Origin of the sequence: Rummeliibacillus pycnus, from assembly GCF_002884495.1 — a bacterium.
GTDB lineage: Bacteria > Bacillota > Bacilli > Bacillales_A > Planococcaceae > Rummeliibacillus > Rummeliibacillus pycnus.
On the sequence record NZ_KZ614145.1, the window covers coordinates 3,752,697 to 3,765,780 of the forward strand.

The window sequence follows — 13,084 nt, forward strand, 5'->3', positions numbered from 1 at the left end:
GGGGCTGCAAATGCAGTCCTTTTCTTTATTATCATTATTTTGTATCATATAGAGTATACATATATGAAATGAGGTGGCAACATGTCACAGTATGAGTATGAAACGGTGGAGTTGCCGTTTATCAATAGATTAGTGAGTTATGGATATATTCATAAAACAGGTTCACAACTGGATGCAGAACGTTCTACGCAGGCATCCATAATTCTCGAAAGTCGTTTTCGCTCTGCTTTGAAAAGATTGAATCCTTGGATCAGTGATGGAAATGCAGAGAAACTGGTGCGCCAGTTTGCCGCACCAACTGGAGATAGTCTTTGGACAATTAATAAGAAAGTCTATAACTGGTTATTCGGTGATGGTGTGACGGTTGAGCAAGACATAGGAACAGGGAAAAAAGGGCAAACGGTTCGATTTTTTGATATGGAAAATCCGGCAAGTGAGTTCAATGAATATTTAGTGGTCAATCAGCTGTCCATTTCAAATCCAAATGGAACGATTCGCCCAGATATTTTAATTTATATCAATGGCCTTCCTTTAGTTATTATTGAATGTAAGAGTCCAAAGCTTCAACCAGAGAAGCAGCTTCCGGAATGTGTCCATCAAATGGAACGATATGTAGAAACAAACGAAAAATTATTCTATACGAATCAGCTGATGATTGCGACAAGTAAAGACCGTGCAAGAGCAGGAACATTATATGCGAAAGCACAGCATTATGGCTTATGGAAAGATCCTTATCCATTAAAATTAGATGAACTCGATTCCAAAAATCCTCAAGACATTTTAATTGCTGGTATTTTACGCAAAGAAGTTCTCCTAGATATGCTAAGTAATTATATTGTCTATGATGGTAAAGTGAAAAAATTTGCACGATATCAACAATACCGTGCAGTTGAAAAAGCAATTTCACGTATTCTTCACAACGATAAACCGAAACTTCGTGGTGGTGTTGTTTGGCATACACAAGGCTCTGGTAAATCACTAACCATGGTATATCTGGCGAAAAAACTGCGTCGAATGCCAGAGCTTGAAAATCCGATGATTGTCATCGTCACTGACCGTGAAGACTTGGACAATCAAATTACAGAAACCTTTACAGCATGTGGTTTTCCAAATCCAAATCAAGCTACATCAGTAAAAGACTTGAAATTACAATTGTCTAAAGGACAAGGAACCACGGTTATGACACTAATTCACAAATTCCAAGCTAGGGAAGATGAGACATTCCCGATTATTTCTGAAGCGGAGAATATCATTGTCATGACCGATGAATCTCATCGCTCTCAATATAAAGGTCTTGCGATGAATATGAGAACAGCTTTACCAAAGGCAACATTCATCGGATTTACAGGGACTCCGATAGATAAAGAGAAACGTTCAACAACAGGAAAGTTCGGTTCTTATATTGATAAATACACGATCGACCAGGCTGTAGAAGATGGTGCAACCGTTCAAATTTTCTATGAATCTCGTTTACCGAACTTGCAAATGCAAGGTGAAACATTAGATGAACTCTTTGCACGAAGCTTTAGTGAATTTGATGATGATGCCAAAGAACGGATTAAAGCAAAGTATGTAAATAAAGAATTAATCTTGACTGCCCCTAACCGGATGCGTGATATTGCACTGGATATTGTGAATCATTTTGAAGAAAAGGTTTTAGTCAATGGCTATAAAGCCCAAGTCGTAGCAGTATCTCGTCGGGCAGCAGCAAGATATAAAGAATTAATAGATAAATTTGCAAATGGAGCATTTGAAACAGCAGTCATTTTCTCAGAAGGCCAAAATGATACAGATGAGTTATTGAAGAAATATAAAACGTCTAAAGATGAAGAAAAAGAATATATTAAACGATTTAAAAAGCCTTTTGGTGATGGCAAAGACCAAGATAAATTAGCGATGTTAATTGTCTGTGATAAGCTGTTAACTGGTTTTGATGCACCAATCGAACAGGTGATGTATTTAGATAAACCATTAAGAGAACACAACTTACTTCAAGCCATTGCACGTACAAATCGTAAATATGATGAGCATAAATCATATGGCTTGATTGTCGATTATTTTGGTGTTTCGAAATTTTTAGACCAAGCATTGGATATTTTCAGTGAAAATGATGTTCAGGGAGCATTGGTATCCATAGATTCAGAATTACCTAGGTTAGAACAACGACATCGTGCTGCAATGCGTTTCTTTGATGGTTTGAAAAAGAATCAAGATGAATTAGCAGTCTTAAAATTAGCACCCGAAGATGAACGTGCGAAATTTGATATCGCCTATAAACGATTTGCCGAAAGCATGGACCGAATATTACCAGATCCAAAAGCTCAAAAGTTTGTAGCCGATTTGAAATGGCTAAGCTTAATTCGTCAATTGGCTCGCTCACGTTTCGCGGTTATAGATGGCATGGATATTTCTGAATGTGGTGAAAAGGTTCGAAAGATGGTTCACGATTACATCACATCTAAAGGAATTGAAGTACGCAAACCAATTCCTATTTTAGATGATCAATTTAAAGAAGAACTCGATAAACAGGAACTTCCCGAATCGAAAGCAGCACAAATGGAACATGCAGTTAAACATGAGATCTCTGTCAAAATGGACGAAGATGAAGTGTTCTATCAATCGTTAAAAGAGAAAGTAGAAGCACTGATTGAACAGCTTCGTACTGAGCAACTAACGATCTTTGAATATATTGATGGCATGCTTGAAATCCGTGAAGAATTGAAAGCAAAAGCGGAAGGAAAAACGCAAAGTGGATTGTCCGCATACCAAGAGCCTTATTACAATAAGCTTCTAGAGGTATGTGAATCAAAAGCAGAATATCAACTTCAAGATATCGCAAAAGACATCCAGCATTTTATCGAGGATACAGTTACTCCTATTCCGGATTGGAAAAAGAAAATTGACTTTAAGAAAAACTTAAATGGTCAATTGTTGTTAAAATTGATTGATCAAGATTTACCAGTAACAGAAGCAGGAATACTGACAGGTTACTTTGTATCTTTGGCAGAAAAACAATATTAATAGTATAAAGGGCAATGACTTTATTTAAGTCATCGCCCTTTTCTTTCGATTAAATATACAATTGACGGCCATGAATACGAAGCCACTCTTTACTTGCAAGGTATTCAGGATATAACATCGATAACGTTTCCCAAAACGCATCTGAATGATCCATTATTGTTAAATGTGCAAGTTCATGAGCAATAACATAATCAATGGCATGCATAGGCGCTAAAAATATATGCCAGTTTAATAGCACTTGCTGATTCGCAGTACAACTTCCCCAACGTTGCTGTTGATCTTTAATGGTAATTTTATCAGGAAATTTACCATATTTACTGGTGAAATTGTTGATACGTTCTTTTGCAATACGATCCCCACGTTCCATAATCCATTGTTTGTATAAGGGGTAGAGTAAGTCTCGATATTGAGAAGGATTAATATCATTAGGCAAAGTAGCTATAAATTTCCCTTGTTTATACTGAAAATGTGCATTGATAGCATTTTGTGCAGTTATTATCTTTAATCGATACTGTCTACCTAAGTAAGGAAGTTTCTCTCCGGACCAAAACTTACGAGGTGAACTATACTCGATCATCTCATCGAAACTTGATTGCTTTTGCAAAATCCAAGCAGCTTTCTTTAATAACTTACATTCAATATATTGAATAGCAGTGTCACAAGGAGCAATCACTTCAACTCCATTAGCACTAACTTGAATAGACAATGTTTTCCGCTTATTACTTCGCTGCAATGTATAAGGAATGACACTTTGACCGAATTGAATTTGCATGTTGCCAACTCCTTTTAAATATTCCGTGAGTTTATTGTATCAATGATTACATTTGAAATGAAGACCTTGAGCAATCCGGTTTACTTTTTGATTTTTTCCCACCTTCAAAGTGGGAGCAAATAATCAACAAGAATATTTCCAACATATTGAGTTGTCCCACTACATATCACAGAAGTATCAGTTCGTCAAATAACGTTTTGTATATACGGAAATTCAAAATCAATCTGCAGACTCCTATAAACTTTATTATGATTATTTTAAGGTAATGAATGTGCTGATTGCACTATTCTTAACAGAAAGGAGAATATAATCATTTATCAAATTTATATATTTATAGATTTGATTAACTAAAAAAATTATAAAAATTACTGGAGGTATTTATTTATGAGCAATGAGATTGAGGAATTCTTAACTGAAAATAAAGAAAAAGTAGATGAATTGATTGATTTTGCAGCTAGTGAGAGCGTCAATGTAAGTGAGAATAGTATTGGGCTTAACGGTGAGAAAATTAGTGTCGTTTTAACGGAAGACTTTGAATTAAACGTATTTACACATCCAGCGAATTATTGGTATCCAGTAAATATCCTGTATGTCATTGCCACATTTGACTGTGAACTAATCATTATTGAATTTAGTTATGTCGAAGACTTTTTAACAGATGAAAAACTAAATGAATTTAAGGACTTTCTCTTAGAACAAGATGATATTAAGCAATATCTTTCAAAGGAATTCGATGAAGAAGAATTGAAAGAACTATCAGATGATGAATTGTTCAATGAAGTGAAATGTTTTCTTGATAGTGAATGTCTTGTATTAGAAAGTTTGAAAGACTTTGATTCAAAGTTAAACGGACAATTTATTCAAAGCATTATGGAAGAAGTAGATACATTTGACTTAGCAGAACATGCAAAAGAAAGAATGTTTGATGATCTTAGTAATGAATGATTTGTTTAACGACATGATAAAAACTATTCGGAGTAGAATTGTTATTTTCAAGGAAGAAATTCGATGAGAGGTGTTAAAAAGAGCAAAAGTGTAAGTTAGAATAATAGTATAAGCTCATTTTTATAGACTTTTACTTAAACAAAAATAGAATAAGAAGACCTGTTGGGTCTAGGAATTGGTTAAAAATCATCGGTAAGGATGTATGGCGAAAATAGTCATTTGCATTCTTGGCGGTGTTTTTTTTATAAATAATAAATTTGTTGGAGGGATTGTTATGAATCAGTATTATGTTGTTCTTAGAACAAAAGAGAAAGATGAATTAAAGGATGTTGTGGATGCTTTGTCATTAGATGAAGCATTAGCAATTGCAAAAAAACGTTATGAAGCGGGAATGAATGGAGGAGAAAAACTATATATTTTTCTAGCAAAAGGGCCAATTTCTTTTGATGAGAATAATCAGTTTGTTTGTAATACCGGAGGGAATTTGAAAATTATGATAAAATTCTAAATAAAAAAGATGACTACTGTTAGCATTTCAACTGAAATAACCTAATTTAATAAGAAATCATAAAACACCTTCGAATAGGGCATATTGGAAAATATGAACAAATATTCTAAGGTGTTTTTGCATGAGCAAAAATGGTTATTCATCGGAAGTAAAATGGGTGGTCGGTAAGGAAAAGTTAGCTGGTACACAATCAACTAAAGAGATAGCGGAGAAGTATGAGGACGGGAGTCTATAGGTGGCGCACTTCTTAAATTAACAAATGGCCACATATATAAATACAAGGGTTCATTTATTACTGTATTTCTTCAAACTTGTCTTGATAATATATGGTATCGATTAAAAGTAACGAATAATAGAAACTAGATGGAAGAATAGAAAAAAAGTCAATGAAATATAGATTTTGTCAATGTTTGTTATAGTATCTATTATTAGATACCAATCTTTTGATAGGGCTATTTTTGGAGATAATAAGAATCGTATAAGTGTATTACTTTTATAATGGTAACCATTAATCGTAACGAATAGTAAAAAAGAGAAAAAGTAATGAAGGTTAAGATGAGTAAAGTATTGATATTACTGTGTTTAGCTATGGTATCTATTAATGGTAACGAATGATGAATTCTGATAAATATAACTGTAACTAGTATGTATGTGAGTCATTCAAAATGAATGACTGTGTGTAAACAGTATTGATTAATATTTACCTAGTGTTTTATATACTGCTTCAACATTAAGTTTTAAAGGTCGAACAATAATTTTTAACCCAGATTCTTGCGCCCTTTTTATAACCGCAGGGTCTGCATTAAATCGTTTAAATATATTATTCGTTCTTCTAATTCCATCACTAAATGTTGAGCGATTTGAGAAGCTATTGTCAGCTATAACAATATCCATAATGTGAAGTTTATTCCGATTTTTTTCAGCTAAGAGTGCATATTTAAAAACTTTTTGAGCTAATGTTTCGAAAGGTTCCGTTCCCATATCTAATTCAATGTTAATTATTGCATCCATAATTTTCTTACTCTCACTTCCTTTTATTTCGATAATCCAATCTGGTTTTACAATCGTCATTGTGGATCCGTGGATCTGTGTACTAGATTTATTTCCTATCATATACTTTGCTACACTTGCATGATATGCTCCAGCATTTTGCCGGTGTAGATTTTTGTCATTTCTTATCCATTCGGTATATGAAAAAGTGGCTGGTGAATGGGAGAAAGAAGTTACATTATATAGCATAGGGTACTTAACTTCATCCGTATTTGGATCTCTAATCAATTCACCATTTAAGCCAATTAATAGATTAATTGCTGCTTGCTGTGTTGCTAGATAATGTAAAATATTTTTTTTTTGGTTAAATTTATAGATTTTAGATTTGGTGTAGGAATTGTCGAGTAGTTCGTTTTCTATTAACAAATCAACGGCCTTGCTCCCAATACATAAATATTTAAATCGTTCTCCGTCAAAACCTTCAGAATAATTTTCGCCACGTATCAAATGATAGTCCTCGAATTTTCGAACTCGGTTTTTAAAACTGTATTCTGTCATTTTTATATTAAATAAGTGTTTAGCAACTTGGTAGAATTGTTGCAAGGTTAATAAACGTTGATGTTCTAAAAACGTTAATAGCTCTAAATCTACTTTGTTAAGTTCCAATCGTTGCCTTGAATTTTTCTTTAAGATGATTTTATCTTGCATTTGTTTTTTTCCTTTCCTTCTGGGTGAATGATATTTGCTTACCAGAACACATTTAGGATTTTATTTTTCACTATTATTGTCGGCTATACAAAAAGTGGATTACATAGAGAGTAGTCCTGTGAGTAATTCACTTTCCCAGAATAATAGGGTTTGATGATCTAATTTTTGCACCAGAACCACATTATTTGAGTAGTTTAAAGTGAAAAAAAGTGTTCCCTTAAGTTGTTTACTTTCAAATTTTGAAATTTCTAGTCCGTTAACGCATTGGTTAGCCAATTACTTCGTATTGCTGGGCTGCTACAAGTTACTTCTCATGCAGTTACAGCCGATCCAATTGAAGACGTTCCGATAACGATTAGCAAAGACACATTAGCAGTAATTCCTTTTTGTTTTGTATAATAGTATTAATCAATTTTTATTAAAGTGAACTAGTAGTTTGGGGAAACTATTAGTTCATTTCTTTTTGTTTACTGATTGTTTCATTAGGGGAACAAAGAATTGTGCGGGTCTTGGTACCCCCTCAACTGTTGTTGTTTCTTCAATAGTTTTCCTCATGATTAAGGAATTTAGGATTGATTTCTTTGTTATAATCTATTAGTTAATAGAGGATTAACCAAAATAAGACCTGTTCTTCCGGACTTTCCCCCCACTGCTTCATTCAATTCCTTGATGTATATCTTGTGTAGATTCTTGATGCAATTGTTCTTAACTAGCGCAAGAGTGACTGAATTGTTCATGCCGTTTCTTCCACCACCTTTATTGGACTGATGGAATAACCGTCAAAATTGTTGTAATAGCTTCCTGGTGTGTTGTATTTGTCAAGCATGTCTAATACGTCTTGTTCGTTATAGCAAACCGTTTTTGACACGATATCGTCGTCCTTATGCCAGAAGATTAGTGAATGTGCTATTGTTGGCCCAAAGCCGATGAATGTTGGTTTCATTCAATTTCCTCCTCAATTGGTGCATCTAAGTCATATTTTTTTATCCGTTTATCATTCGTTTTTTCAAATATGATAAGAGCTGTAATTTTTAACGTTCGTGAAATAAGCGCTTTTGTGTAAATCCTCTCTAGTTGCTCTCTTGTACAGTTCGTTGTGATGATGGTTGCTTTATCCTGGCGAGACTCTAAAACTTCTGTAAGTATTTCTAATACAGTTTTATTTGCCTTATCATCAGCACTTTCATTACCTAGGTCGTCAAGTACCAAAAAATCTACTCTTGAAAGCAAATCCGCAAAATACATTGATGTATGGGGATTATCCTCGTTGCGCCAAGAATCTTTAATTTCCATGATCATGCTTCTTACGTTTACAAAGACGCACTCAACATCGTTCAATGTTTCATTTAGGTTTCTTACAATAGCCATTGCTAAGTGGGATTTTCCTGCTCCTGTATTACCTTGGAATAAAGTAGTGAACACCTTTTTAGTTTTGTAATGAGCTACTGCTTGTCTTGCTAAACGCAAGTTTTCGGCTTCTTCTGCAGTCTTGATTTTAAAGTTTTTAAAACCTGCATCTTTTATTGATTTATCTCTAAAGAAAGAGCGATAATACAGTGTGTTTTTTCGTTTATTCCGTTCGCGCTCAATAGCTTCCTCAGACAGCTTTTTACGAAACTTTACATCTTCCTTTTCAAGCTCGCATTTAGGACAAACTTCTACTCCATCAATCATCATAATGGGCATAGGTTTGCCATGTTTTAAGCATTCGTTAGAAGTTAACGCCATCAGAATATTCTTTTGCAGGCTGTTGATAATTGGTTCCATGTTGTTCACCTCTTTTGCGATAATGTTCCAAATTATGCAGATTGGTTATGCCTTTACTATTCCAACTTTGTAAGATTCGTTTTAAGTATGCTAATGGCTTGTGAATGTCTCTTGCAAGTAACATTTCTTTTGTTGCTGCGTTTGTTAATTCATAACCATATTGATCATAGATGAATCCAAGTGTTTCACATTGAAATGGAATAAATGGTCCAATGTTTTGTTCGAGTGTGTTTAAGAGTTCAGCAAAATGTTTATCATTTAATATGCCAAAACCAACAACTGTTGCTGTTGATTCCTGTTGGTGGTTGTAAGTATTTAGTAATCTATTAGTATTTGGTATATTCAATACTTTGTTACCATCAGTACTTAGTAGTGTTCGATTCTCTTCTTCTTGAAAACCTACTTCTTGATTTTCAACCTTTTGCTTTTCTACATGTTGAAAATCGGTAAGTAGAGAATTGTCATGTGGAACTTCATGAACAATTGTTTCCCACTCTTTAATGCGCTGACCTTCCCTGATAGGTCTGCGTTCTACATAACCACATTCTTTTAATTCATTGAAACCTGCTCTAAAAGATGCTTTACCGTCTTTTGAATGCTTAACTAATTCATCAAAATAAAATATCCAATCATCCGGCATAGAAAGCATATAGGCCATAATTCCTTTCGCTTTCCATGAGAGTCGTGTGTCGTTAAGTGCGGTGCGATTCATTACTGTGTAGTTGGTATTTTTAGCGACTCGCATAATGCCCAATGTCATCCCTCCTAAATAGCCTTAAAATCTTAAAAACGACAAAAAATCCCCAATGAATTAAACCTCTACCTCTGGTAAAGATTTATCATTGGGGATTTCCCTTGTTTGTTCGTAATTAAGTTATTAATATAATAAATCATAAGAGAAGATTTGACAATAGAAAAATCTTAAAAAATTTAAATTTTTCTAACTGGAAATTAATTCGAACAATGAGCAACAGTAAAGTTTTTTTAGATTGATGGGTTATATTTTAAACTAAGAAGCCATGGGATTTTTCAATAGATTTGCTCGATTTTTGCTACATATTAAGAATATAGCATAGTAATATTTATCATAATTTAACATTAGTACGTAGTTTTGTCGTTTATAATAGAATGTCCGCTACGTGTCCTTTTCACTGCACAAGTAAAAGAAGGGGGATGTTCTACAATCGATCAAATAGTTGAGTAAAGATTTATTGGTATAGCATTATTCAAGTTGAAACTTATCATAAGTAAATGTGGTTTAACTAAAAAAGTTTCACTAGAATATAGAGCAACTTTTTATTCTTCCAATTTATTGTAATGAAATGTAATATAATATTAGTTTTATAGTAATATTATTTTTATAGTGTATTAAAAGGGGGATATAAATTGAATATAGTGGATTCTAAAATTTATAAAAGGTTACTGGAATTATCTGAAAATGACCCGGAAATCAGGTCTTTACTAACAATAGTTGAGAGCGGTGTGAGTTATGCAGAAACAAGAGCTAAAACTATAGTCCGTTATATGGATGAATATACATTACATGATGAAACGCATTTATATAGGGTATTAAGTTTAATGGAAAAAATTATTCCCGACACTACGCTAAATAATTTACAAGCTTTAGAGTTGAGTTTATTAATATTAAGTGCATTTTTTCATGATTTAGGAATGTCTCCAAAAGAAAGAGAAATAAAAATTTATAAGGGATTAATAGATAATGATCAAGAGTTAAGTACAGAAGAAAAATTACTATTAGAGGATTTTAATATTTATTGTGAAACTAAAATAGATTTAAAACAACGAATTGATATTGCTTATAGTAAAGGCAATTCTGGATTGGCTAAAATGCTTGAAAATTATAGATTGACAGAGTATATCCGAATTAATCATGCTACTAAAGTAAAAGAAATTATACAAGAAATTGAAAATAATGAGGTGTGGTCGAAAGGACTAAAATATAATAATTTTAAGTTTGGAAGATACTTAGCCAAAATATGTGAAAGCCATAATGAAAACATATTGGAGATTAATAACTCATTGATTAAAACTTCAATTCCAGTTACACCCAATGAATATTTGAACTCAGTTTTCATATCAATAGTACTACGATTAGCTGATATTTTAGATTTTGATGCTGAAAGAACACCAGATGTACTATATAACCATCTGGATATTCAAAACCCTATAAGTATTCAAGAATGGTCTAAACATCGTTCTATTCATTCATGGAGCATTAGTGAAGAACAAATAATGTTTGCAGCTGAATGTGAGCATCCTGTTATAGAAAAAACTATTAAAGAGTTTTGCAAGTACATAGAAGAAGAACTGTATAAATGTAAAATAGTATTAAATGGGATGCAAGATAGAATTAGAGACAATTTAAAAATAATATATAATTTACCTTTACCCTATAAAGTAGATACGACAGAAGTGAGTGCCAAAGTTGATTATGATGGCAATCCAATATATATGTACAAAGATTTGAATTTTAATTTAGATCAAGAAGAAATTATCAAATTATTAATGGGTACTAGTTTATATGGAAATAACTCTGTAGTAATAAGAGAACTTATACAAAATGCAATAGATGCATGCAAAGTTAGAAGTATTTGTTCTGAAGGTTGGGGAGAACAAGGGTATAAACCTATTATTAAGATTAATTTATATGAAGAGGATACTGAAAATTATTTGGAAATTATAGATAATGGGATAGGGATGGATGAAAATATAATTTTAAATTATTTCTCTAATCTAGGTAAGTCTTATTATAAATCTGAGGAATTTTTGAAGTTAAAAATTAGATTAAACAGTAATTATAGACCTATTTCAAACTTTGGTATTGGTTTTTTATCGACATTTATGGTTTCTAATCAAGTTAAAGTACAGACGACCAAAATATTTGATAAATATACGACTTCTGAACCGATAGAATTAACTATTGATAGTTTATCTGGATTATTTTATTTTAATAAGTCAAATATAAAAGATGTTGGAACTAAAATACTGTTAAAATTAAAAAAAGGACATAAATTTCCGTTAGAGAAGGATAAATTGAAAAGATTCATAGAAAATCAAATAAACTTTTTAAGTGACATAGAAATTTATGTGAATAATGAATTAATTAATGTGAAAAAACCAGAATTATTAAATAAAGATAAAGAAAATAAGTCAAAGTATATAAAGCACTATAATTTAGATATAAATGAAAAAGGTATCTTAGGTACTTTTAGGATATCTTTATTGGAAAAGGATGAATTATTTTATTCCAAGATAATTGTGAATAATAATTATGTTAATGACAATGAATTATTTGAATACTTAAGGATTAGTAATAATTCAATTGAACAAGAGTCTGAATCTTTAGATATAGATGGTTCTATAAATTCAGGATGGTCTAAATTTATTGCAACGAAAGGGAGTTTTTATTTAAAATCTATTTTAGTAGATGATATTATATTTAGAGGGTCTAATTTCTGGAGAAATGATATAGATAGTAAGGATAAAATAGTGTTACCTTTTCCTGTAACATTTATTATGAATTTAGACAATGAAAGTGAAATGCAATTAAATCTAAACGCTGCTAGAGACAAAATAATATTAGATGAAAAATGGAATGAATTTAAGTATGTTTTTATTAAAGTATTATTAGAAAATTTGTTGAGACAATTTAACAGTATTGATAAAATTAATTCTTTTGTTGAAGTCTACGGAGGAGCGCGTAATGACTCGGAACTCACAAATATTATTGATGAACTGGCAAAAAAACGAATAAGTGAATTAAATCTATTTGCACAGCAATTATAAATACCCTTTATAAAATTGGAAAATCCGCATTTAGCCATATTATGGTGATCTGTATTATAAATAACTAATAAATTATTTTACAATCGGGCGCTATCCCTGAATTGAAGTGACCCCAAAAAGTTAGCCATATTTTTATTTAAGGGCCATTTAATGGAGGAAGAATAACAAAAAAATTAAAAACATTTGGTAATGATAGTTAGTGTTTATGAAATATTGTGCTATAAGTTATAGGGCAGGTTTGTTAAATACTGAGATTTTATAATTAACATAAAAAAAGGGAGATCGTTTTTAAACAATCTCCCTTTTGTATTTCATTATTTGTTATGTTGCAGGAAATTCTCGGTCGAAATTATACTAGTATATTTACCGTTAAGTGCGGATTTTCCACCCACTGCTTGTCGTATATAAGAATGATGAATAAGAATGATGTTTGAGAAGATCATATGCCTTTTGAAGTCGATCTCTACCTTTGGTTTTTTTCTTTGTATTTTTTTCTACGATATGACTATCTTGTATAAGAATAATTTTTAAAATAAGCTTGCGTCTTCATAAGTTTCATTAAGATA

Annotated in this window: 10 protein-coding genes; 5 read left to right on the forward strand and 5 right to left on the reverse strand. The window is 32.1% G+C overall.

Annotation, left to right across the window (positions count from 1 at the left end):
• Positions 1 to 81: 81 nt before the first annotated feature.
• Complete coding sequence (locus CEF14_RS18335; RefSeq protein WP_102694153.1) at positions 82 to 3,021, forward strand: type I restriction endonuclease subunit R; 2,940 nt, start codon at positions 82 to 84, stop codon at positions 3,019 to 3,021.
• Positions 3,022 to 3,070: 49 nt separating this feature from the next.
• Here CEF14_RS18335 and CEF14_RS18340 read toward each other — a convergent pair whose 3' ends face one another.
• Positions 3,071 to 3,793 (reverse strand): M48 family metallopeptidase, encoded by a 723-nt coding sequence (locus CEF14_RS18340; RefSeq protein ID WP_102694154.1) that lies wholly within the window; start codon positions 3,791 to 3,793, stop codon positions 3,071 to 3,073.
• 384 nt (positions 3,794 to 4,177) lie between these two features.
• Between CEF14_RS18340 and CEF14_RS18345 the strand changes: the two genes are divergently transcribed.
• Together CEF14_RS18345 and CEF14_RS18350 are read left to right on the forward strand one after the other, a co-directional pair.
• Positions 4,178 to 4,738: a hypothetical protein gene (locus CEF14_RS18345; RefSeq protein ID WP_102694155.1), complete on the forward strand. Its 561-nt coding sequence runs from the start codon at positions 4,178 to 4,180 to the stop codon at positions 4,736 to 4,738.
• A gap of 274 nt (positions 4,739 to 5,012) precedes the next feature.
• Positions 5,013 to 5,246 (forward strand): hypothetical protein, encoded by a 234-nt coding sequence (locus CEF14_RS18350; RefSeq protein WP_102694156.1) that lies wholly within the window; start codon positions 5,013 to 5,015, stop codon positions 5,244 to 5,246.
• 693 nt (positions 5,247 to 5,939) lie between these two features.
• On the opposite strand, the gene CEF14_RS18355 is transcribed toward CEF14_RS18350, so the two are convergent.
• Positions 5,940 to 6,944 (reverse strand): replication-relaxation family protein, encoded by a 1,005-nt coding sequence (locus CEF14_RS18355; RefSeq protein ID WP_102694157.1) that lies wholly within the window; start codon positions 6,942 to 6,944, stop codon positions 5,940 to 5,942.
• A gap of 264 nt (positions 6,945 to 7,208) precedes the next feature.
• Between CEF14_RS18355 and CEF14_RS19420 the strand changes: the two genes are divergently transcribed.
• On the forward strand, positions 7,209 to 7,343 hold the full coding sequence (locus CEF14_RS19420; RefSeq protein ID WP_281256534.1) for a hypothetical protein: 135 nt from the start codon (positions 7,209 to 7,211) through the stop codon (positions 7,341 to 7,343).
• A gap of 334 nt (positions 7,344 to 7,677) precedes the next feature.
• Here CEF14_RS19420 and CEF14_RS18360 read toward each other — a convergent pair whose 3' ends face one another.
• The 3 genes from CEF14_RS18360 to CEF14_RS18370 are packed head-to-tail and all read right to left on the reverse strand — an operon-like array spanning position 7,678 to position 9,456.
• Positions 7,678 to 7,887: a hypothetical protein gene (locus CEF14_RS18360; protein WP_102694158.1), complete on the reverse strand. Its 210-nt coding sequence runs from the start codon at positions 7,885 to 7,887 to the stop codon at positions 7,678 to 7,680.
• Positions 7,884 to 8,711: an ATP-binding protein gene (locus tag CEF14_RS18365; RefSeq protein WP_102694159.1), complete on the reverse strand. Its 828-nt coding sequence runs from the start codon at positions 8,709 to 8,711 to the stop codon at positions 7,884 to 7,886. The genes CEF14_RS18360 and CEF14_RS18365 overlap by 4 nt, the downstream gene beginning before the upstream one ends.
• On the reverse strand, positions 8,656 to 9,456 hold the full coding sequence (locus CEF14_RS18370; protein WP_245890289.1) for a DnaD domain protein: 801 nt from the start codon (positions 9,454 to 9,456) through the stop codon (positions 8,656 to 8,658). Before CEF14_RS18370 ends, CEF14_RS18365 begins: the two co-directional genes overlap by 56 nt.
• Positions 9,457 to 10,106: 650 nt before the next feature.
• On the opposite strand from CEF14_RS18370, the gene CEF14_RS18375 reads away from it, so the two are divergent.
• The gene (locus CEF14_RS18375; RefSeq protein ID WP_245890290.1) at positions 10,107 to 12,518 is read left to right on the forward strand and encodes an HD domain-containing protein; all 2,412 of its coding nucleotides are present in this window, start codon (positions 10,107 to 10,109) and stop codon (positions 12,516 to 12,518) included.
• The last annotated feature ends 566 nt before the right edge of the window (positions 12,519 to 13,084 follow it).

What these genes read in the sequence shown, in the direction of transcription:
- CEF14_RS18335 (WP_102694153.1), top strand. Translation starts at nt 82, where the DNA reads ATGTCACAGTATGAGTATGAAACGGTGGAGTTGCCGTTTATCAATAGA.
- CEF14_RS18340 (WP_102694154.1), bottom strand. Translation starts at nt 3,793, where the DNA reads ATGCAAATTCAATTCGGTCAAAGTGTCATTCCTTATACATTGCAGCGA.
- CEF14_RS18345 (WP_102694155.1), top strand. Translation starts at nt 4,178, where the DNA reads ATGAGCAATGAGATTGAGGAATTCTTAACTGAAAATAAAGAAAAAGTA.
- CEF14_RS18350 (WP_102694156.1), top strand. Translation starts at nt 5,013, where the DNA reads ATGAATCAGTATTATGTTGTTCTTAGAACAAAAGAGAAAGATGAATTA.
- CEF14_RS18355 (WP_102694157.1), bottom strand. Translation starts at nt 6,944, where the DNA reads ATGCAAGATAAAATCATCTTAAAGAAAAATTCAAGGCAACGATTGGAA.
- CEF14_RS18360 (WP_102694158.1), bottom strand. Translation starts at nt 7,887, where the DNA reads ATGAAACCAACATTCATCGGCTTTGGGCCAACAATAGCACATTCACTA.
- CEF14_RS18365 (WP_102694159.1), bottom strand. Translation starts at nt 8,711, where the DNA reads ATGGAACCAATTATCAACAGCCTGCAAAAGAATATTCTGATGGCGTTA.
- CEF14_RS18370 (WP_245890289.1), bottom strand. Translation starts at nt 9,456, where the DNA reads ATGCGAGTCGCTAAAAATACCAACTACACAGTAATGAATCGCACCGCA.